Source organism: Rhizobium sp. NPDC090279 (genome assembly GCF_044769665.1).
Lineage (GTDB): Bacteria > Pseudomonadota > Alphaproteobacteria > Rhizobiales > Rhizobiaceae > Rhizobium.
In genome coordinates, this window is record NZ_JBIVYI010000012.1 from 144,753 (window position 1) to 164,518 (window position 19,766).

The 19,766-nt window shown below is 61.3% G+C and carries 16 protein-coding genes; 13 read left to right on the forward strand and 3 right to left on the reverse strand.

The window, feature by feature from the left end; translation table 11 throughout:
• The first annotated feature begins 5 nt into the window (after window positions 1-5).
• Together ACIQWP_RS26850 and ACIQWP_RS26855 are read left to right on the forward strand one after the other, a co-directional pair.
• The gene (locus ACIQWP_RS26850) at window positions 6-1,037 is read left to right on the forward strand and encodes an ABC transporter substrate-binding protein (protein ID WP_402794057.1); all 1,032 of its coding nucleotides are present in this window, start codon (window positions 6-8) and stop codon (window positions 1,035-1,037) included.
• 427 nt (window positions 1,038-1,464) lie between these two features.
• Window positions 1,465-2,757: an NCS2 family permease gene (locus tag ACIQWP_RS26855; protein WP_402794059.1), complete on the forward strand. Its 1,293-nt coding sequence runs from the start codon at window positions 1,465-1,467 to the stop codon at window positions 2,755-2,757.
• A gap of 149 nt (window positions 2,758-2,906) precedes the next feature.
• Here the strand turns inward: ACIQWP_RS26855 and ACIQWP_RS26860 are convergent, their stop codons facing one another.
• The gene (locus ACIQWP_RS26860; RefSeq protein ID WP_402794061.1) at window positions 2,907-3,392 is read right to left on the reverse strand and encodes an ureidoglycolate lyase; all 486 of its coding nucleotides are present in this window, start codon (window positions 3,390-3,392) and stop codon (window positions 2,907-2,909) included.
• Between the two features lie 617 nt (window positions 3,393-4,009).
• Between ACIQWP_RS26860 and uraH the strand changes: the two genes are divergently transcribed.
• From uraH to xdhC, 4 genes are read left to right on the forward strand one after another with little or no spacing between them, the layout of a single operon-like run.
• Window positions 4,010-4,375, forward strand: coding sequence for a hydroxyisourate hydrolase (uraH, locus tag ACIQWP_RS26865; protein ID WP_402794063.1), 366 nt, complete (start codon window positions 4,010-4,012; stop codon window positions 4,373-4,375).
• Between the two features lie 3 nt (window positions 4,376-4,378).
• Window positions 4,379-5,863, forward strand: coding sequence for a xanthine dehydrogenase small subunit (gene xdhA / locus ACIQWP_RS26870; RefSeq protein WP_402794065.1), 1,485 nt, complete (start codon window positions 4,379-4,381; stop codon window positions 5,861-5,863).
• A 2-nt stretch (window positions 5,864-5,865) separates the two neighbouring features.
• Window positions 5,866-8,220, forward strand: a complete 2,355-nt coding sequence (gene xdhB, locus ACIQWP_RS26875; protein WP_402794066.1) for a xanthine dehydrogenase molybdopterin binding subunit — start codon at window positions 5,866-5,868, stop codon at window positions 8,218-8,220.
• A 4-nt stretch (window positions 8,221-8,224) separates the two neighbouring features.
• Window positions 8,225-9,073 (forward strand): xanthine dehydrogenase accessory protein XdhC, encoded by an 849-nt coding sequence (gene xdhC, locus ACIQWP_RS26880; protein WP_402794067.1) that lies wholly within the window; start codon window positions 8,225-8,227, stop codon window positions 9,071-9,073.
• Here the strand turns inward: xdhC and ACIQWP_RS26885 are convergent.
• Window positions 9,063-10,007 (reverse strand): LysR family transcriptional regulator, encoded by a 945-nt coding sequence (locus ACIQWP_RS26885; RefSeq protein ID WP_402794069.1) that lies wholly within the window; start codon window positions 10,005-10,007, stop codon window positions 9,063-9,065. The two genes, xdhC and ACIQWP_RS26885, sit on opposite strands and share 11 nt — an antisense overlap.
• 142 nt (window positions 10,008-10,149) lie before the next feature.
• On the opposite strand from ACIQWP_RS26885, the gene ACIQWP_RS26890 reads away from it, so the two are divergent.
• Both ACIQWP_RS26890 and guaD read left to right on the forward strand, forming a co-directional pair.
• On the forward strand, window positions 10,150-11,388 hold the full coding sequence (locus tag ACIQWP_RS26890; RefSeq protein ID WP_402794071.1) for a urate hydroxylase PuuD: 1,239 nt from the start codon (window positions 10,150-10,152) through the stop codon (window positions 11,386-11,388).
• On the forward strand, window positions 11,385-12,728 hold the full coding sequence (gene guaD / locus ACIQWP_RS26895) for a guanine deaminase (protein ID WP_402794073.1): 1,344 nt from the start codon (window positions 11,385-11,387) through the stop codon (window positions 12,726-12,728). The genes ACIQWP_RS26890 and guaD overlap by 4 nt, the downstream gene beginning before the upstream one ends.
• Before the next feature lie 119 nt (window positions 12,729-12,847).
• Here the strand turns inward: guaD and bhcR are convergent, their stop codons facing one another.
• The gene (gene bhcR / locus ACIQWP_RS26900; RefSeq protein WP_402794076.1) at window positions 12,848-13,675 is read right to left on the reverse strand and encodes an HTH-type transcriptional regulator BhcR; all 828 of its coding nucleotides are present in this window, start codon (window positions 13,673-13,675) and stop codon (window positions 12,848-12,850) included.
• A gap of 192 nt (window positions 13,676-13,867) precedes the next feature.
• Between bhcR and gcl the strand changes: the two genes are divergently transcribed.
• From gcl to ACIQWP_RS26925, 5 genes are all read left to right on the forward strand, one after another.
• On the forward strand, window positions 13,868-15,652 hold the full coding sequence (gene gcl / locus ACIQWP_RS26905; RefSeq protein WP_402794077.1) for a glyoxylate carboligase: 1,785 nt from the start codon (window positions 13,868-13,870) through the stop codon (window positions 15,650-15,652).
• A gap of 12 nt (window positions 15,653-15,664) precedes the next feature.
• Window positions 15,665-16,480 (forward strand): hydroxypyruvate isomerase, encoded by an 816-nt coding sequence (hyi, locus tag ACIQWP_RS26910; RefSeq protein ID WP_402794079.1) that lies wholly within the window; start codon window positions 15,665-15,667, stop codon window positions 16,478-16,480.
• Window positions 16,481-16,485: 5 nt separating this feature from the next.
• Window positions 16,486-17,370, forward strand: coding sequence for a 2-hydroxy-3-oxopropionate reductase (locus ACIQWP_RS26915; protein ID WP_402794082.1), 885 nt, complete (start codon window positions 16,486-16,488; stop codon window positions 17,368-17,370).
• A 118-nt stretch (window positions 17,371-17,488) separates the two neighbouring features.
• Window positions 17,489-18,775 (forward strand): glycerate kinase, encoded by a 1,287-nt coding sequence (locus ACIQWP_RS26920; RefSeq protein ID WP_402794084.1) that lies wholly within the window; start codon window positions 17,489-17,491, stop codon window positions 18,773-18,775.
• Between the two features lie 518 nt (window positions 18,776-19,293).
• Window positions 19,294-19,761 carry a molybdopterin-dependent oxidoreductase gene (locus tag ACIQWP_RS26925; RefSeq protein WP_402794087.1) on the forward strand — a complete coding sequence of 156 codons (468 nt, stop codon included), beginning with the start codon at window positions 19,294-19,296 and terminating at the stop codon, window positions 19,759-19,761.
• The last annotated feature ends 5 nt before the right edge of the window (window positions 19,762-19,766 follow it).

Here is a 19,766-nt window from a genome sequence, read left to right on the forward strand (position 1 = left end):
AGAATATGGAACGCAGGACATTTCTGATCGGGACTGCAAGCTTCGGCATCGGCGCGTCGCTCGCAGGCATCCTGCCGGCTGCAGCGCAGGATGCCAAACCGGAGAAGCCCGATCTCCTGATCGGCGTCGGGGGCAAGCCGCTGCTCTATTATCTGCCGCTGACGATCGCCGAGCGAAAGGGCTTCTTCAAGGAAGAGGGCCTGAATGTCACCATCAATGATTTTGCCGGCGGTTCGAAATCGCTCGAAGGCCTCATCGGCGGTTCGCTCGATGTCGTGGCCGGCGCCTACGAGCATACGATCCGCATGCAGAACAAGGGGCAGGACATCGTCGCGATCTGCAATCTCGGCCGTTTCCCCGGGATCGTCATTGCCGTGCGCAAGGAGCTTGCCGGCGAGATCAAGTCCATGGCCGATATGAAGGGCCGCAAGATCGGCGTGACGGCACCGGGCTCGTCGACGGCGCTGATGTTCCAATATGCCATGCTGAAGAACGGGCTGAAGGTCGACGACGCGTCGCTGATCGGCGTCGGCGGCGGGGCCGGGGCGGTCGCGGCGGTCAAGAGCGGACAGATCGACGGGCTCTCCCATCTCGATCCGGTCATCGCGCAACTGCAATATGACGGCGATATCGCCATCCTGCTCGACACCCGCACCGAAGCCGGGACACGCGCGCTCTTCGGCGGCCCGAACCCCGCAGCCACCGTCTATATCAAACGCGAATTCGCCGCGGCCAATCCGATAACGACGCAACGGACCGTCAATGCCTTCATGAAGGCATTGAAATGGATTGCGACGGCGAGCCCCGAGGATGTTGCCGGCGTCGTGCCGGAGGAATATCTGCTCGGCAATCGCGATCTCTACATGCAGGCGTTCAAGAGCTCGAAGGAAATGTATTCGCCGGATGGCATGGTCACGAAGGAAGGCTATGATTCCATGATGGGCGTCCTGAAGACGCTCGATCCTGACCTTGCCAATGCCGACGTACCCTTCGACAAGACGTTCGATCCGACCTTCGCCAAGGCGGCAAAAACCTGATTGGAGACGGCAAGGAATGCCCGGGTGCCGACAATCGGCACCCGGGCATTCTGCTGGACGGGGACGGCAATCACTATTTCGCCATCCCGCGGAAATAGATTGGCTTTGTCACCTTGCCGCTATAAATATCGCACATATCTTTGTTGTCTGATCCGCATCGCCGGATGATTGCGCGGTAGCGCGCGACAGCTTCTGCTACTAGTGGACAGCACCGGGATCAGAAAAAATTCGCGCAGAAATAGCTCGAAAAATTAGAATGTCTTTCGCGAATTGCAGGGAAATCCGGCTCTAGCGTGAGAAGCCATTAAAAGCGCACAATCCCCCCTCGCCAGAAAGCGTTTACAGCCGCTTCTCGCGGCCCGCATCCGGAGGAGATGCAGGCAAGCCCCATGATTTTACGAGCGTCGGGAACGCTTAGGGAGGAACTATGCTTGAACGACTTTTCAAACTGAGTGAACACGGCACGTCCGTGCGCACCGAGCTCATCGCAGGCGTGACGACGTTCCTGACGATGTCCTACATCATCTTCGTCAACCCGGATATCCTGTCGACCACCGGCATGGACCGCAATGCCATCTTTGTAGCCACCTGTCTTGCCGCTGCATTGGGCTCGATCATCATGGGGGTTGTCGCCAATTGGCCGATCGGGCTGGCACCAGGCATGGGGCTCAATGCCTTCTTTGCCTTTACCGTCGTCGCCGCACTCGGCTTTACGTGGCAGCAGGCGCTCGGCGCGGTCTTCATTTCCGGCTCGATCTTCGTCCTGCTGACCGTCACCGGCGTGCGCAGCTGGTTGATCGCCGGAATTCCACGTTCGCTCAGGAGCGCGATCGCCGCCGGTATCGGCCTCTTCCTGGCAATCATCGCGCTCAAGAGCGCCGGCATCGTCGTCGCCAACAAGGCGACGCTCATCGGCCTCGGAGACCTCAAGCAGACCGGCCCGCTTCTCGCCATCTTCGGCTTCTTCGTCATCGCCGTTCTTGATGCGATGAAAGTCAGGGGTTCGATCCTGATCGGCATTCTTGCCGTCACCGTTCTCTCCTGGATCTTCGGCGTCAGCCAGTTCCACGGCGTCGTTTCCATGCCGCCGTCGATGTTGCCGACCTTCATGCAACTCGACATCCTCGGCGCTTTGCACGGCGGCCTGGTTCACATCATTCTCGTCTTCGTGCTCGTCGAGGTGTTCGACGCCACCGGAACCTTGATCGGCGTCGCCAAGCGGGCGAACCTGATCCAGGAAGGCAAGCCAAACCGTTTGAGCCGAGCTCTGCTGGCCGACAGCGCGGCCATCGTTGCCGGCTCGCTGATGGGCACTAGCAGCACGACGGCCTTTGTCGAAAGCGCATCGGGCGTTCAGGCGGGAGGTCGCACGGGCCTGACGGCCGTCACAATCGCCATACTCTTCATCGCCGCCCTGTTCTTTTCCCCGCTCGCGGCCTCTGTTCCGGCCTATGCGACGGCTCCGGCCCTGCTCTACGTCGCCGGTCTGATGATGCGCGAACTGACGGAAATCGACTGGGATGATCTGACCGAAGCGGGACCTGCAGCACTCACGGCGCTGGCGATGCCCTTCACCTACTCGATCGCCAACGGTCTGGCTTTCGGCTTCATCAGCTACGTCGTCCTCAAGGTTTGCACCGGTCGCTGGAAGACGCTTCACCTGGCGACGCAGATCGTTGCTGCCCTGTTCATCGTGCGCTTCGCTTTCTTCGCAGACTAGCGGCTAGCATGAATTCCAGGCCGGGTCATTCGCTTGAATGACCCGGCCTTTCGACGTCTTGCAGGCTGCGGAAAACGGAAATGTTCCCAAGCAAAAAGGGCGCTGCGATGGCAGCGCCCTTTTTGGCATCCCGACCGATCCCGATCCGATCAGCGGATCAGGAACGTTTCCTCATAGAAGTGCTCCTCGAGATTGACGCCCTTGCCACCGCGATCGACCACGATAAAGTCGGAGACGCCGTCGAGCGGCGTCAAGATACCGTGCCAGACGTTGCGCCAGATGTTGACGCCCTGTCCGGGCCTCGTGCGGAAGGCCACCGGCTCGCCCGGGCCATTGTCCGTTTCCCGCGCCGCAACGACGAGGAACGGGTGGTTCGACAGCGGAACGAAGGCCTGGCTGCCGAGAGGATGCCGCTCCACCATGCGCAGTTCCAGCGGCAGCGCATAGGGTTCGCCGCGCAGCCAGCTGATCATCGTACGCGCCTCCTTGCCGATCGCTTCGACCTTCGCGAGGTCGTGATAGCGAACGCATTTCCCGGCGTTGATGGGGTAGCTATGTGCGCCCTCCATTTCGATCACATCGCCGAAGGGGGCGAATGCGGTTCTGGTCAGCGGCTGAATCTCGATCACTTTCATCCATGGTCTCCCGTTGTCATTCTTCGAAGTCACCTCTGCCTCGATCGGCGCTAGATCTGTGAAGTTCGCTGCATGGCCTTAGGCGCGGACAGCCGGGCTCGCCCGGAACGCAAATTGCGCTCCGTCAGACCAGCGTCGCTCCATCGCTTCCGTAAGGTGATCGTTACGGATAACGATTCTGAAGGTGCTAAGGCCTCTTCCTGGCTATGCCTGCCGATGGATGATCGACGAGCAGATCGTTGATCGCGAACCAATGCGTGCCGGGCTCTGCAGACAATTTTCCCGCATCCTTCCGGCGCGGCGAGACCGGCAGAAGCCTGGTGGCACAAATATACCGGCGGCTCTCGCCGCCCTCTTCATCATTCAAGGCAGATTTCTATGCCAAAGCCGGTTTCACCTTGTCGGTGAACCGCTGAAAGCGTCGACCGTGTCCATCCATGTCACGTCGACACCGCATCAAACGTTCCTCCAAACGTTTTCGAACGCCAATTTCTAACCGCAAATCGCGCGCGCCATTCCCCTCGGAAAATTTGAAAGTCTCGAACGATTCCGCTGCTTTTCAGTGGTATGAGCCTGGCGGATAGTGGAGGTAGGAGCGCTACGTTCGGGAGAAAAGCATGCAGCCTCATTCGCCAGGAGCCGGCCGGCTCACCACCCACGTGTTGGATACGGCGCTCGGCAAGCCCGCCCAGGGCTTGCGCATCGATCTCTATCGGATCGACGGCGACGGGCAGCACCTCCTGAAATCGACGGAAACCAACGATGACGGCCGCTGCGACGCGCCGCTGCTATCGGGCGAGACCATGAAGTCTGGCACTTACGAGCTGCGCTTCCATGCCGGTGATTATCTTGGCCGCTCTGGCGATGGCCCGATGTTTCTGGACATCATCCCGATCCGCTTCGGCCTCGCAGACGAGAGCGCGCACTACCATGTGCCGCTGCTCCTCTCGCCCTACAGCTATTCAACCTATCGCGGGAGCTGAACGATGACGGCCCTGACAATCCGCTCCGAACTGCGTTTTATCTTGAATGGCGAGGACATTGCGCTCGGCAACGTCGCGCCGGACCAGACCCTGCTCGACTGGCTGCGGCTTTACCGCTCGTTGAAGGGCACGAAGGAAGGCTGCGCCGAAGGAGACTGCGGCGCCTGCACCGTGCTCGTGGGACGGCTGACGCCTTCAGGCGGGCTTGTCTATGAAGGCGTCAATGCCTGCATTCGCTTTCTCGGCTCGCTCGACGGCTGCCATGTGGTTACCGTCGAGCATCTGGCGGCCGGCGACGGACGTCTGCATCCGGTGCAGCAGGCCATGGTCGATTTTCATGGCTCGCAATGCGGCTTCTGCACGCCGGGCTTCGTCATGTCGCTCTATGGGCTCTGGATGCAGACACCGAACCCGACGAACCAGCAGATCGAAACGGCGCTCCAGGGCAATCTCTGTCGCTGCACCGGCTACGAGCCGATCCTGCGCGCTGCACGAGCCATTTCCAGCTATGGCGGAACGCAAGACGACCCGCTCCTTGCCGAACGCGAGACGATGATCGCGCGCCTGAAGGGCCTTGACAATGATGCGCGCGTCGAAATCGGCGAAGGCCGCCACCGGCTGATCGTGCCGGCAGGCCTCGATGATTTCGCTGCCGTTCTGGAGGCATCGCCAACCGCGACGGTGGTGGCCGGCTCCACCGATGTCGGCCTCTGGGTCACCAAGCACATGCGCGACATATCGCCGGTGGTCTTCATTGCCGGACTGCAGGAGTTGAAGTCGATCGCGGTAACAGACGGTGTCATCACCATCGGCGCCGGCGTCACCTATTCGGAGGCGATCGCGACGCTTTCGCAACATATCCCCGAGCTCGGCCCGCTGATTGCCCGCATCGGCGGCCAGCAGGTGCGCAATATGGGCACGATCGGCGGCAACATCGCTAACGGTTCGCCGATCGGCGACACGCCGCCGGCGCTGATCGCGCTTGCCGCATCGCTCACCTTGCGCAAGGGCGCTATCCGACGCACCATTTTGCTCGAAGACTATTTCATCGCCTATGGCAAACAGGACCGCCAGCCCGGCGAATTCGTCGAAGCCGTGCATATTCCGGTTCCCGCAGCAGGCGAAAAATTCGCCGTCTACAAGGTGACGAAGCGTCGGGACGAGGATATCACGGCAACGCTCGGTGCCTTCCGCCTGGCACTTTCAGCCGATGGCACGGTCGCGGAAATACGGATCGCCTATGGCGGCATGGCCGCAACGCCGAAACGGGCCTGCTTCGTCGAAAAGGCTCTGCTCGGCCAACCCTGGAACGAGAAGACGGTGGAGACGGCAATGGAGAAATACGCTGAGGATTACGCGCCGCTGACCGACATGCGCGCCACTGCGGAATATCGCGCGCTCGCAGCGAAGAACCTTCTGCTCCGTTTCTATCTGGAAACCACCTCCCATGCGACACCGGCTCAGGTGTCCAGATACGAGGCCGCGTAACCATGAACAAGCACACGTCCGATCTCAAGGCCGAGACCATCGTCGGTGGCGTTCATTCCAGTCCCCGTCATGATTCCGCGCACAAGCATGTCTCCGGCACAGCCGTCTATATCGACGACATCACCGAACCCACAGGTACGCTGCACGCCGGCCTGGGCCTCTCCACCGTTGCGCACGGCATCCTGAAATCAGTCGACCTCTCGGCCGTGCGCGCAGCACCGGGTGTCGTTGCCTTGCTGACCCATGAAGACGTCCCCGGCGTCAACGATATCTCGCCCTCCTACATGCACGACGACCCGGTGCTTGCAGCTGGCAAGGTCGAGTTTCACGGCCAGCCGATCTTCTGCGTGATTGCCGAAACGCGCGAACAGGCGCGTCGCGCCGCCCGGCTGGCGAAGATCGATTATGAGGAGTTGCCGGCCGATATCGACATCTGGGATCTCGACGTTTCGACTCATCGGCAAGTCGTCACGCCGCTGACGCTGAAGCGCGGCGATGCGGCGGAAAATCTTAAGAGCGCGCCGCGCCGCGTGACCGGCCGCATGCGGCTCGGCGGCCAAGATCACTTCTATCTCGAGGGCCAGGTCTCGCTGGCGTTGCCCGGCGAGGATGACGAAATCATCGTCTATTGCTCGACGCAAGGGCCGAGCGAGACGCAGCACATGGTCGCCCATGCGCTCGGCGTGCCAAGCAATGCGGTGACGATCGAAGTTCGTCGCATGGGGGGCGGCTTCGGCGGCAAGGAAACCCAAGCCAACCAATGCGCCGCAATCGCAGCGATTGCCGCCAAGAAGCTGAAACGCGCCGTCAAGGTCCGGCTCGACCGCGACGAAGACATGGTCGCGACGGGCAAACGGCATGATTTCGCCATCGACTACGATGTCGGCTTCGACGATGAGGGCCGCATCCTTGCGATCGACTATACCTTCGCGCTCCGAGCCGGCTTTTCCGCCGACCTTTCCGGCCCCGTCGGCGACCGCGCGCTGTTTCACTGCGACAATGCCTATTTCTTTCCACATGTTCATGCGAAGTCGGCGCCGCTCTATACCAATACCGTTTCCAACACCGCCTTCCGCGGCTTTGGCGGCCCACAGGGCATGGTCGGCGCCGAGCGCGTCATCGACGAGGTGGCCTTTGCCGTCGGCAAGGACCCGCTCGAAATCCGCAAGCTGAATTTCTACGACGCGATGGGTGTCAAGGGCGAACGCAACCTCACCCCCTATCACCAGAAGGTCGAGGACTGCATCATACAGCGCATCGTCGCCGAGCTGGAGGAAAGCGCCGATTACGCCGGACGTCGAAAAGTCATTGCCGAGTTCAATGCGAAGAGTCGCATCGTCAAGCGCGGCCTTGCGCTGACCCCGGTGAAATTCGGCATCTCGTTTACCAAGACCGAATCGAACCAGGCCGGTGCGCTGGTCCATGTCTATAGCGACGGCTCCGTGCATATGAACCATGGCGGCACCGAGATGGGGCAAGGCCTGCATTTGAAAGTCGCGCAGGTCGTGGCGGAAGAATTCCAGATCGATCTCGACCGGGTGAAGATCACCGCGACGACGACGGCAAAGGTGCCGAACACCTCGCCGACCGCCGCCTCCTCGGGCGCGGACCTGAACGGCATGGCCGCCCAGAACGCCGCACGCCAGATCAAGGACCGGCTGATCGCCTTTGCAGCGGAAAGCCATCAGGTGCCCCGCGAACAGGTGGTATTCCTGCCCAACCGCGTGCGGATCGGCGATATCGAGATGCCCTTTTCCGATCTCATCAAGAAGGCCTATATGGCGCGCGTCCAGCTCTCGGCCGCCGGTTTCTACAAGACGCCGAAAATCCATTGGGACCGCAAGGCCGGCCGCGGCCATGCCTTTTATTACTATGCCTATGGCGCCGCCTGTTCGGAGGTCTCCGTCGATACGCTGACCGGCGAATATGTGGTCGAGCGCACGGATATCCTGCACGACACCGGCCGCTCCCTGAACAAGGCCATCGACATCGGCCAGATCGAGGGCGGTTTCATCCAGGGCATGGGTTGGCTGACGACGGAAGAGCTCTGGTGGGACGGCAAGGGACGCCTCAGGACGCATGCGCCCTCCACCTACAAGATCCCGCTTGCATCCGACCGCCCGAAGATTTTCAATGTGGCGCTGACCGACTGGTCGGAGGCCTATGAACCGACGATCCACCGCTCCAAGGCGGTCGGCGAGCCGCCGCTGCCGCTCGGCCTTGCCGTTCTGCACGCTCTTTCGGACGCGGTGGCAAGCGTCGCCGACCACAAGATCTGCCCGCGTCTCGACGCGCCGGCGACACCCGAACGGGTGCTGATGGCAATCGAGCGCCTTAAGACCGCACAGAAGGAGTGAGGTCATGCCTGCCGCCCGTGAAGATATCCGGGATTTCCTGCGCCGCGAGCCGGCGTCGATACTGGTCGAGGTCACCGGGGTCGCGGGCTCGGCGCCACGTGACACTGACGCCTGGATGCTGGTGTCCGAACGGGCGATCTTCGCGACGATCGGCGGCGGGACGCTCGAATACATGGCGATCGACCAGGCGCGCCGGGCCTTGCGTTCCGGACTAGCGGCGGAACCGATGAACGTGCCGCTCGGCCCGGAGATCGGCCAATGTTGCGGCGGCCGGGTGGGTCTTGCCTTCACGGCGCTCAATTCAGAGCTTGCAAACGAGCTCGTCGCCCGCAGCGACCGGGAAATGGCGGCGCGGCCGCATGTCTATGTTTTCGGGGCGGGCCATGTCGGCGATGCGCTTGCCATGGCGCTGTCGCTCGCGCCGCTGCGCGTCGTGCTTGTCGATACGCGCGAGGAGGAACTGATTGCCTCCAACGTGCCGCGCATCGAGACTTGTCTTACCGCCATGCCCGAAGCCCTGGTACGCGATGCGCCTGCCGGCAGCAGCTTCGTGATCCTCACCCATGATCACGCGCTCGACTTCCTTATCACCGCCGAAGCGCTCAAGCGTGACGATGCCGCCTATGTCGGCATGATCGGCTCCAAGACGAAGCGCGCCACGTTCCGCAACTGGCTGTCGCGCGAAACCGGCCAGGCGGAGCTTTTCGATCGCCTCATCTGCCCGATCGGCGGGACGGCTGTGAAAGACAAGCGCCCGACCGTCATCGCCACCCTTGCCGCCGCCGAGATCATGACAGCGGCACTGACCTGGACAAGTGATCGCGCAAAGCTCGCCGGAGCCGTTAGCCGTTAGAAGCCGCAGACACCGGCTCGTCTTCCAGCAGTTTGCCGATGAGCCGCTGACAGCGCTCCGCCATGAAATCGATCATCAGCCGGACCTTCGGGTCCTGGAAGCGCTTGTGCGGATAGATGGCGGCGAGCTGGATCGGTGCCGGTGGGCTCTCCTTCAGGATCTCCGTCAGCCGGCCGTCCCTCAGATAGGCCTTCACTTCAAATAGCGGCTTGTTGATGATACCGCGGTCTTCGAGCGCCCATTGGGTGAGCACGTCGCCGTCGTCGCTGTCATAGGGCCCGGCGACCTCGAATTTGCGAGGACCTTCGGCCGTCATCAGCGTCCAGTAATATTCCTTCGATCCGGGATAGCGCAGCAAAAGACAGTCGTGTTTGTCGGCAATCAGAGCATCGGCATCCGCCGGCGCGCCGCGGCGCGCGATATAGGCCGGGGATGCGCACAGCACACGTTCGCAATTGAGGATGCCGCGCATACGCAGATTGGAATCTTCCAAGACGCCAAGCTTGAAGGCGACGTCGACGCCTTCGGCCAGAATATCGACATTGTGATCCGACAGGCGCACGCGCACTTCGATATCCGGGTACTTGTCGTGAAATTCCGGAATGCCCGACGCGATCAGCCGCCGGCCGATGCCGAGCGGCGCCGTGATCCTGAGCGAGCCCTTCGGATTGCGCGAGAGATCGGCGATTGCCCCCTCCGCCTCGTTCACCGCCTCGATGATCTTCACAGCCTTTTCGTAGAAGACGCGGCCATGTTCGGTCGGCGAGAGCTTACGTGTCGTACGGTTGAAGAGGCGCACGCCGAGATGGCGCTCGAGCTCCTTGATGCGATTGCTCGCAACCGCAGGCGTGACCCGCTGGTCGCGCCCTGCTGCCGAAAGAGTACCGAGTTCGACCACGCGAACGAAGACACGGACATTATCAAGATAAGACATGGCTCCTTTCTATCACATCGGCGTGCGGAGCAAAGCGGGGGTCATCTTATAGTTTTTTTTGAAAGTGTTGGCGGATTAACCGGGATTTTCGAGAAAATCGAGGGATGGCAAACAGTCCCGTGAAGATCGGGAGGGAGTTCCCATGTATGAATATGCCATCGCCTGGGACTGGATAACCTTCGCCGTCCGCTGGCTGCACGTGATCACGGCAATCGCCTGGATCGGTTCCTCATTCTATTTCGTCGCGCTCGACCTGGGCCTGAAGAAACATCCGGCCCTGCCGCCGGGCGCCTATGGCGAGGAGTGGCAGGTCCATGGCGGCGGCTTCTACCACATCCAGAAATATCTGGTGGCGCCCGCCAACATGCCGGACCACCTCGTCTGGTTCAAATGGGAAAGCTATGTCACCTGGCTTTCGGGCTTCGGCATGCTCTGCCTCGTCTACTATGCCGGCGCCGACCTCTATATGATCGACCCTGCCGTGCTCGACGTCTCCAAGCCGGTGGCGATCGCCATTTCGCTGGGCACGATCGCCGGCGGCTGGATCATGTATGATCTGATCTGCAAGTCACCCTTCGGCAATGACAACACGCGGCTGATGGTGGCGCTGTATTTCATTCTGATCGCAGTCGCCTGGGGTTATACCCACCTGTTTACGGGCCGCGCCGCCTTCCTGCATCTCGGCGCCTTCACGGCCACGATCATGTCGGCCAACGTGTTCTTCATCATCATCCCGAACCAGAAGATCGTCGTCGCCGACCTTCTCGCCGGCCGCACGCCCGACGCTAAATACGGCAGGATCGCCAAGCAGCGCTCGACGCACAACAACTATCTGACGCTGCCCGTGCTGTTCCTGATGCTGTCGAACCACTATCCGCTGGCTTTCGGTACGCAGTTCAACTGGATCATCGCCTCGCTTGTCTTCCTGATGGGCGTCACGATCCGCCACTGGTTCAACACCCGCCACGCCAATGCCGGCAACCCGACCTGGACCTGGCTTGTCACCGTCATCCTATTCATCATCATCATGTGGCTTTCCACGGTGCCGAAGATCCTGACGGGCGAACCCACAACGAAGATCTCCGCGATCCAGCAGCCCTTCGTCACGGCCGAGGCTTTCCCCAAGGTCCGCGACACCATCATGGGCCGCTGTTCGATGTGCCATGCGAAGGAGCCGAGCTGGGAGGGCATCGTCGCGCCGCCTAAGGGCGTCGTCTTCGAAACCGACCGCGACATCGCCGCCCATGCCCGCGAGATCTATCTGCAGGCCGGCCGTTCGCACGCCATGCCGCCGGCCAACGCCTCGCATATTACCGACGAGGAGCGCCGCCTGCTCGTCTCCTGGTACGAAAGTGCCATCAATGGGGAGAAGACCCGATGAATGAAGTCCTGATCCGTGGCCGCGTCCTGACCTTCCTCGCCGAGCCGCAAGGCATCGATGATGCCGCTTCCTATCGCTATATCGAGGACGGCGCGGTCTTCGTGCGCAACGGAAAGATCGTGGACATCGGTTCCTATGGCGACATGCGCAAGCTGGCCAATGCCGATGTTAAAGTTGCGGACCATCGTCCTAACCTCATCCTGCCCGGCCTCATCGATACGCACCTGCATTTCCCACAGACACAGGCGATCGCCTCCTATGGCGCGCAACTGCTCGAATGGCTGAACACCTATATTTTCGTCGAAGAGCAGAAGTTCGCACGCGCCGCGCATGCGGCCGAAGTCGCCGACCGCTTCATGGACGAACTGCTTTCGAACGGCACGACGACGGCGGTTGCCTATTGTTCGGTGCATCCCGAAAGTGTCGATGCCTATTTCGCGGCGGCTGAGGCACGCGGCATGTGCATGATCGGCGGCAAGGTGATGATGGACCGCAACGCGCCGGAAGTGCTGCGCGATACGCCGCAGCGCGGCTACGACGAGACGAAGCGCCTTATAGGCAAATGGCACGGCCGCGGCCGCGCGCATTATGCGATCAGCCCGCGCTTTGCCATCACCTCGACGCCCGAGCAGATGGAGATGAGCAAGGCTCTCGTCGCCGAGCATCCGGACTGCTACGTCCAGACGCATCTGTCCGAAAATCGTGACGAAGTTGCCTTTGCCACCTCCCTCTATCCCGAGGCGAAGGATTACACCGATATCTATGCGCGTTATGACCTGCTCAATAGTCGCATGCTGCTCGGTCATTCCATCTATCTCAGTGACCGCGAGGTTTCGGTGATTGCCGAAAGCGGCGCTGTCGGCGTGTTCTGCCCGACCTCGAATCTCTTCCTCGGCTCGGGGCTTTTCGATGCGGCGCGTTTCGATCGGTTCGGCGCGCGCTGGTCGGTCGCAACGGATGTCGGCGGCGGCACCAGTTTCTCGATGCTGGAAACGATGGACGAGGCCTACAAGATACTGCACTTGCAGAGCCAGCGGCTGACGCCGTTCAACTCCTTCTATCGCACGACGCGTGGCAATGCGCTGGCGCTCGGCCTGGAGAAGCAGATCGGCTCGCTTCAGACAGGCGCGGATGCCGACATCGTCGTGCTTGATTCCAGCGCCAAGTCAGCAATGGAGTTCCGCATGCGCACGACGACCTCGCTCGCCGAGGAGCTCTTCATCCTTCAGACCATGGGCGACGACCGCTGCATCGCCGAAGTCTACGTTGCTGGCAAGGCGATGAAGACGAAGAGCAAGAAGCCGGAAGCTGCCGCACACGAGCAACCGGTGTTCGCCTGACCGATTACACGGCGGGCCGTCGATGCCATCGTCTCTGGAGGAGAGACGATGGCATCGTGTTTGTCGCTTGCCGAATTCTCGCTCTGCCCATTGCCATAAGAGCCGCTCGCGCTGCAAGCTCAAGCGCGCTTCGGCCTTCCTCCCATTGCTTTCGTCAATTCTTCCGCTGCCGCCCTCACCACAGGACCGAGCGCATCGACCCGCGCATCCGGCAATCGCACAGCCGGACCGGAGACAGAAATACCGGCAACGGCGTCCCCATATTCATCGAAAATCGGCGCGGCCACGCATCGCATGCCGAGCGTGTGCTCTTCATCGTCGATCGACCAGCCGCGCGAGCGGATCGCTGCGACATCAGCAAGCAGAGAGGGAAGCGTGTCGCGGGTCCTGTCGGTGAAATGCTGGAGCGAGCGACCGCCGAGCACGGCCTTGATCCGGCTGTCCGCCCATGTCGAAATGATCGCCTTGCCGATGCCGGAGGCATGGATCGGCCCGCGCCGACCGGGCCGGAAGAAGGCCCGCATCGGCGCATGGCTTTCCGCCTGGGAAATGAAGACGACATCACCGTCGTCCTCGATGGCGATATTGGCGGTCTCGCCGCTAGCCTCCATCAATTGCTTGAGGAACGGCCTGCTGATCGTGCCGAGCTTGCGGAAGCGCAAATAGGCCGTTCCGATCTCGAAGGCCTTCACCCCGATCGTCCAGGCGCCGGTCTCGCCGTCATGGGTCACCATGCCGTGCTGGGCGAGAGAGGTCAGTAGCCGGTGCACGGTGGAAGGCGCCATCCCCGATTGATCCGCCAGATCGGTCAACACCGCGCCGTCGGCTTCGGCTACCAGACCTAGAAGCCTCAGACTGCGATCAAGCACCTGCACGGACGAAGCCGTCGCATTCTCGGCCGGTTTCCGGCCCGGTCTGCCCCTCGTCTTTTCCCGATTTTCCGCCATGACGCTCACTTTTGACTGAAAGCACACCGCGCCTTTAGGCGACATGCTTTGGCTTCATGGCATATCCGCTTCGCTTCGATTGTTCCAGATTTGTTGAAAATGTTTATTTCCATATGATGGGATTGATTTCCATTTTATGATTGCACTCACTGGCCCATGCGGTACCTTCGATGCAGAAACGGAGGAAATCCCATGGCAAAGATGCGAGCAGTCGATGCCGCAGTGCTGGTTCTCGAGAAGGAAGGCGTCAATTGCGCCTTCGGTGTTCCCGGCGCTGCGATCAACCCCTTCTATTCGGCAATGAAGCTGCGCGGTTCGATCCGCCACGTGCTGGCCCGTCACGTCGAGGGCGCAAGCCATATGGCCGAGGGCTATACCCGTGCGCGCGCCGGCAATATCGGCGTCTGCATCGGAACGTCGGGGCCGGCCGGCACGGACATGATCACCGGCCTCTATTCGGCGTCTGCCGATTCGATCCCGATCCTTTGCATCACCGGCCAGGCGCCGCGCGCCCGCCTCGACAAGGAGGATTTCCAGGCCGTCGATATCGCCAAGATCGCAGCCCCCGTCACCAAGTGGGCTGTCACCGTCATGGAACCGGCGCTTGTCCCTTACGTCTTCCAGAAAGCGTTCCACACGATGCGCTCCGGCCGTCCCGGGCCGGTCCTCATCGACCTGCCTGTCGACGTCCAGCTCGCTGAAATCGAGTTCGACATCGACACCTATGCTCCGCTCGAGCCTTACAAGCCATCGGCGACACGGGCGCAGGCGGAAAAGGCGCTCGCCATGCTGAACGCGGCCGAGCGGCCGCTGATCGTCGCGGGCGGCGGTATCATCAACGCCGATGCCTCCGACCTGTTGGTCGAATTCGCCGAAATCACCGGCGTTCCGGTTATCCCGACGCTGATGGGCTGGGGCACGATCCCCGACGATCATCCGCTGATGGCCGGCATGTGCGGACTGCAGACCTCGCATCGCTACGGCAATGCGACCCTGCTGGCCTCCGACTTCGTGCTTGGCATCGGCAATCGCTGGGCAAACCGTCATACCGGCAACGTCCCGACCTATACCGAAGGCCGAACGTTCGTTCATGTCGATATCGAGCCGACCCAGATCGGCCGCGTCTTTGCCCCCGATTTCGGCATCGTTTCCGATGCCGGCGCTGCATTGAAGCTGTTGCTCGACCTTGCAACCGAATGGAAAACCGCAGGCAAGCTGCGCGACTGGTCCGCCTGGGCAGAAGAATGCCGCGACCGCAAGCGTACCATGCTGCGCAAGACGCATTTCGACCAGACGCCGCTGAAGCCTCAGCGCGTCTACGAGGAGATGAACAAGGCTTTCGATCGCGACACCTGCTACGTCTCGACTATCGGGCTTAGCCAGATCGCCGGCGCACAGTTCCTGCACGTCTACAAGCCGCGCAACTGGATCAATTGCGGCCAGGCCGGTCCGCTCGGCTGGACGCTGCCGGCAGCGCTCGGCGTGCGTGCGGCAGATCCGGATCGCCCGATCGTGGCGCTGTCAGGCGATTACGATTTCCAGTTCCTCATCGAGGAGTTGGCGGTCGGCGCGCAGCACAAGCTCCCCTATCTGCATGTGGTCGTGAACAACTCCTACCTCGGCCTTATCCGCCAGGCCCAGCGCGGCCTGAACATGGATTTCGAGGTCAGCCTCGCCTTCGACAACATCAACGCCACTGATAATGCCGAGCCTGGCTATGGCGTCGACCATGTCGCTGTCGCCGAAGGCCTCGGCTGCAAGGCAATTCGGGTGCGCAGCCCGAACGAGTTCCAGGAGGCGTTCATGACGGCGCAAAAGCTCATGAAGGAACACCAGGTTCCTGTTGTCATCGAGTTCATTCTGGAACGCGTCACCAATATCGCCATGGGCGCCGACATCAATGCAGTCGTCGAGTTCGAGGAGCTCGCCGAACGCGGCGAGGATGCCCCGACCGCGATCCTCGCTTTGCTGGACTGAAGGAGAGAGACAATGCCGAAATTTGCGGCCAATCTGACTATGCTTTTCACCGAAGTGCCCTTTCTCGAGCGCTTCGCGCTTGCCGCCAAGGCCGGCTTCGAAGGCGTCGAATATCTCTTTCCTTATGACTTTGCGAAGGAAGCGCTACGCGCCGAGCTCGATCGTCATAGCCTGATCCAGGTGCTGCACAACCTGCCCGCCGGCAATTGGGCGGGTGGCGAGCGCGGCATCGCGATCCTGCCCGACCGCATCGACGAATTCCGCCGCGGCGTTGCCTCGGCAATCGACTATGCGACGGCGCTCGGCTGCAGCCAGATCAACTGCCTCGCAGGCATTGCTCCCAAGGGCATCTCCGATGAGACGCTGCGGACGACCTTCATCGTCAACCTCAAATATGCCGCGGCCGAACTGGGCAAGCATGGAATCCGGCTGCTGATCGAGCCGATCAATCGCTTCGACATTCCCGGCTTCTATCTCAACACGCCCGATCAGGCCGCTTCCATCATCGCAGAGATAGGCAGCGACAACCTGTTCATTCAATACGACCTCTACCATCAGCAGCGCACCGAGGGCGAGCTGATCGGCACATTCAGGAAGCACCAGGCGCAGATTGCGCACGTGCAGCTTGCCGACAATCCCGGGCGCAACGAGCCGGGCACCGGCGAGATCGCCTATCCCTTTGTTTTCAATGCGCTCGATGCGCTTGGCTACGACGGCTGGATCGGCTGCGAATACAAGCCGCGCACCACGACGGAAGCTGGGCTCGGCTGGTTTGCCGCAGCCGGCCGCCATGTCGAAAGCGCAGCCATTCTCAATATCAGGAGCTAACAACCATGGCACATATCGGATTTATCGGCCTCGGCATCATGGGAACCCCCATGGCGCGCCACCTGCAAAATGCCGGCCACATCGTCGTCACATCAAAATTTTCCATTCCACCGCGCCAGGAGCTGCTCGACAACGGCCTGCAATTCGTCGAAACGCCGAAGGCGCTCGCCGAGACGGTCGATACCATCATCCTGATGCTGCCGGATACGCCCGAGGTCAAGGACGTGCTCTTCGGCGAGAACGGCGTTGCCTACGGCCTTTCCAAAGGCAAGCTCGTCATCGACATGAGCTCGATTTCACCGATCGAGACCAAGGAGTTCGCGAAGAAGGTTCGCGAGACCGGCGCAGAATATATTGACGCGCCCGTCTCCGGTGGCGAGGTCGGTGCCAAGAACGCCTCGCTTTCCATCATGGCGGGCGGCTCGGAGGCAAGCTTCGAGCGGGCGCTGCCACTCCTTCAGCTGATGGGCAAGAACATCACCCTCGTCGGCGATTGCGGCGACGGCCAAGTCACCAAGGTTGCCAACCAGATCATCGTCGCGCTGACGATCGAGGCTGTGTCCGAGGCTCTCGTCTTCGCCTCGAAGGCCGGCGCCGATCCCGCCCGCGTGCGCTCAGCGCTGATGGGCGGCTTTGCCTCCTCGCGCATCCTCGAAGTCCATGGCGAGCGCATGGTCAACCGCACCTTTGAGCCCGGCTTCCGCATCTCGCTGCATCAGAAGGATTTGAACCTCGCGCTGCAGGGTGCCAAGGCGCTCGGCGTCTCGCTGCCGAACACCGCCTCGACGCAGGAACTCTTCAACCAATGCGCCGCCAATGGCGATGGCGGGCTCGACCATTCCGGTCTCGTCAAGGCGCTGGAGCGCATGGCGAACCACCCCGTCGCCTAGAGCAATTCCAGGAAAACCGCGAAGCGGTTTTCCGTCCGGAATGCGTCCAAAAACAGAAAGTGGAGCGTTTTCGCGTTCCAAGAGAAAAGCGGAAACGCTCTAAGATGTGAGTAACCCGATGCCGACCTTTGCCGATCCCCGTGCCTTTCTGGAAAAGCTTTTCTATGCAGCCATCGCTGCCGCAGATCCGGACAAGGCGCTTGCCGCCCATCTGCCGGAAAAGCCGAAAGGCCGCACGGTGGTGATCGGCGCCGGCAAAGGGGCGGCGCAGATGGCGCGGGCTTTCGAACGCCTGTGGGATGCGCCGCTTTCCGGCGTGGTCGTGACACGTTACGGCTATGCCGTGCCCTGCGAGCGTATCGAAGTTCTCGAAGCCGCTCACCCGGTGCCGGATGAAAGCGGCCTGCTCGCCTCCGAAAGATTGATGGCCGCCGTCGGCGATCTTACCGAGGACGATCTGGTGGTAGCGCTTGTCTGCGGCGGCGGCTCGGCATTATTGCCCGCTCCCGCCGGCGATCTCACGCTTGCCGACGAGATCACCGTCAACCGGGCCTTGCTTGCATCCGGTGCGCCGATCAGCGCCATGAACGCCGTGCGCAAGCAGGTCTCGCGCATCAAGGGGGGACGGCTCGCCGCCCTTGCCTACCCCGCCCGCGTCGTCTCTCTCGTTGTCTCCGACATCCCCGGCGACAATCCGGCCCTCGTCGCCTCCGGCCCGACCATTGCCGATGCAGCGACGCGCGCCGATGCGCTTGAGATCATAGAACGGTATGATCTCGATTTACCGAAAGCCGTGATGCGTCATCTGCAAGATGGCGGGGACGAGCCGCCGCTGCCATCAGATCCGCGCTTCGCCCGCAACGCCGTGAAGCTCGTCGCTTCGGCAGCCATCGCGCTGGATGCCGCCGCCGAGGTCGCCCGCAAGGCCGGCGTCGAGACCATCGTGCTGTCCGACGCCATCGAGGGCGAGGCATCGGTGGTCGGCCGCCAACACGCTGCGATCGTGGCCAAGATCTCGCATCGGGGCCTGTCATCGCAAGGCCCTATCCTCCTGTTGTCAGGCGGGGAGACGACCGTAACGATCAAGGGCAAGGGCAAGGGCAAGGGCAAGGGCAAGGGCGGCCGCAACAGCGAATTCCTGCTATCCTTTGCCTGCGCCATTTCTGGTCAGAATGGTATCGCAGCACTTGCCGCCGATACGGACGGCATTGACGGCTCGGAGGACAATGCCGGGGCCTTTGCCGACGGCGCCACGGTTTCACGACTTGCCGGCCTGGAAAAGAATGCGGCCGAATTTCTTCGCCGCAACGACAGCTGGTCGGCCTTCGCTGCCCTCAACGACCTCTTCGTCAGCGGCCCGACCGGCACGAACGTCAACGACTTCCGCGCGATCCTCCTGCACTAGATCGCAGGACTGCAAATTGAGCGAGCCATGCCTAGCATGACACACGCCTGCCTCGCACAAGTTCGACAACGTCAGCATCTTCCCGTTGAAATTGAACTCTTTTTCTGATGAGGCAAGCCCAACCATCGCGGGCAAGGGGGCTATGACGCCTATCATGAATTTGTTGCACTTCCTCGTTATCGAGGAGTAACAAAGGCACAGCGCGATCACGCGGGTCACTTTTGATCCAGTCACCGCGTTTTGTTGGTATGATTGATGAGGAAAGGAAATCGAAGCTGCCTGGAAGAGCCATATCGACACCCATCGACTTCATGGCAAGATTGCAGATCAGTAGCACGCGACCCGGACCTCGTCCGATCTCGAAATACATCAGCGACGTCAAGCAAATGCCGCGCCCGATCTTGAGCTGTTAAGTTTGTTTCCATCGCCCCGCAGACCTTAACCGATCTTTAACAGCTAGCTGCGCAGGCTGAAGACAGAACGGGCAAGGCCCATACCCCGAAAGCATCGGACCACCAATGCGTCTTTTCGCCTTCATTGCCTTTGCTGTCCTTGCCGCGTTCGCCGCGCCCGCCCAGGCGCAGGATATACCGTCAGTGACGATTACCGGCCCGTCGGGCTCGGTGTCATTCGATCGCAATCAGCTCGAGGCCATGGGCCTGGTATCGATCAAGACCTCGACGCCCTGGAACGACGGTGTCGTCAATTTCGAAGGCGTGCCGATGGCGCTGCTGCTCGAAAGGGCCAAGGCTCAAGGTGCGACGGCCACAGTCATCGCCCTCAACGATTATAGCGTCGATATTCCGACCAGCGATTTCGCCAAGTTCGGAACGATCCTCGCCGTCAAGCGTAATGGCCAATACATGCCGATCGACGATCAGGGTCCATTCTTCGTGATGTATCCGTTCGACAGTAACCCAATCTTGCAGGGACAGCCCTATCACGGTCGTGCCGTATGGCAGGTCAAGGCAATCTCCGTCAAATAACCCCA

Coding starts and splice junctions, on each gene's coding strand:
- xdhC (WP_402794067.1), top strand. CDS start 8,225: ATGCCTGCCGCCCGTGAAGATATCCGGGATTTCCTGCGCCGCGAGCCG.
- bhcR (WP_402794076.1), bottom strand. CDS start 13,675: ATGGCGGAAAATCGGGAAAAGACGAGGGGCAGACCGGGCCGGAAACCG.
- guaD (WP_402794073.1), top strand. CDS start 11,385: ATGAATGAAGTCCTGATCCGTGGCCGCGTCCTGACCTTCCTCGCCGAG.
- ACIQWP_RS26850 (WP_402794057.1), top strand. CDS start 6: ATGGAACGCAGGACATTTCTGATCGGGACTGCAAGCTTCGGCATCGGC.
- ACIQWP_RS26890 (WP_402794071.1), top strand. CDS start 10,150: ATGTATGAATATGCCATCGCCTGGGACTGGATAACCTTCGCCGTCCGC.
- gcl (WP_402794077.1), top strand. CDS start 13,868: ATGGCAAAGATGCGAGCAGTCGATGCCGCAGTGCTGGTTCTCGAGAAG.
- ACIQWP_RS26915 (WP_402794082.1), top strand. CDS start 16,486: ATGGCACATATCGGATTTATCGGCCTCGGCATCATGGGAACCCCCATG.
- uraH (WP_402794063.1), top strand. CDS start 4,010: ATGCAGCCTCATTCGCCAGGAGCCGGCCGGCTCACCACCCACGTGTTG.
- ACIQWP_RS26860 (WP_402794061.1), bottom strand. CDS start 3,392: ATGAAAGTGATCGAGATTCAGCCGCTGACCAGAACCGCATTCGCCCCC.
- ACIQWP_RS26920 (WP_402794084.1), top strand. CDS start 17,489: ATGCCGACCTTTGCCGATCCCCGTGCCTTTCTGGAAAAGCTTTTCTAT.
- ACIQWP_RS26885 (WP_402794069.1), bottom strand. CDS start 10,007: ATGTCTTATCTTGATAATGTCCGTGTCTTCGTTCGCGTGGTCGAACTC.
- ACIQWP_RS26855 (WP_402794059.1), top strand. CDS start 1,465: ATGCTTGAACGACTTTTCAAACTGAGTGAACACGGCACGTCCGTGCGC.
- xdhB (WP_402794066.1), top strand. CDS start 5,866: ATGAACAAGCACACGTCCGATCTCAAGGCCGAGACCATCGTCGGTGGC.
- hyi (WP_402794079.1), top strand. CDS start 15,665: ATGCCGAAATTTGCGGCCAATCTGACTATGCTTTTCACCGAAGTGCCC.
- xdhA (WP_402794065.1), top strand. CDS start 4,379: ATGACGGCCCTGACAATCCGCTCCGAACTGCGTTTTATCTTGAATGGC.
- ACIQWP_RS26925 (WP_402794087.1), top strand. CDS start 19,294: ATGCGTCTTTTCGCCTTCATTGCCTTTGCTGTCCTTGCCGCGTTCGCC.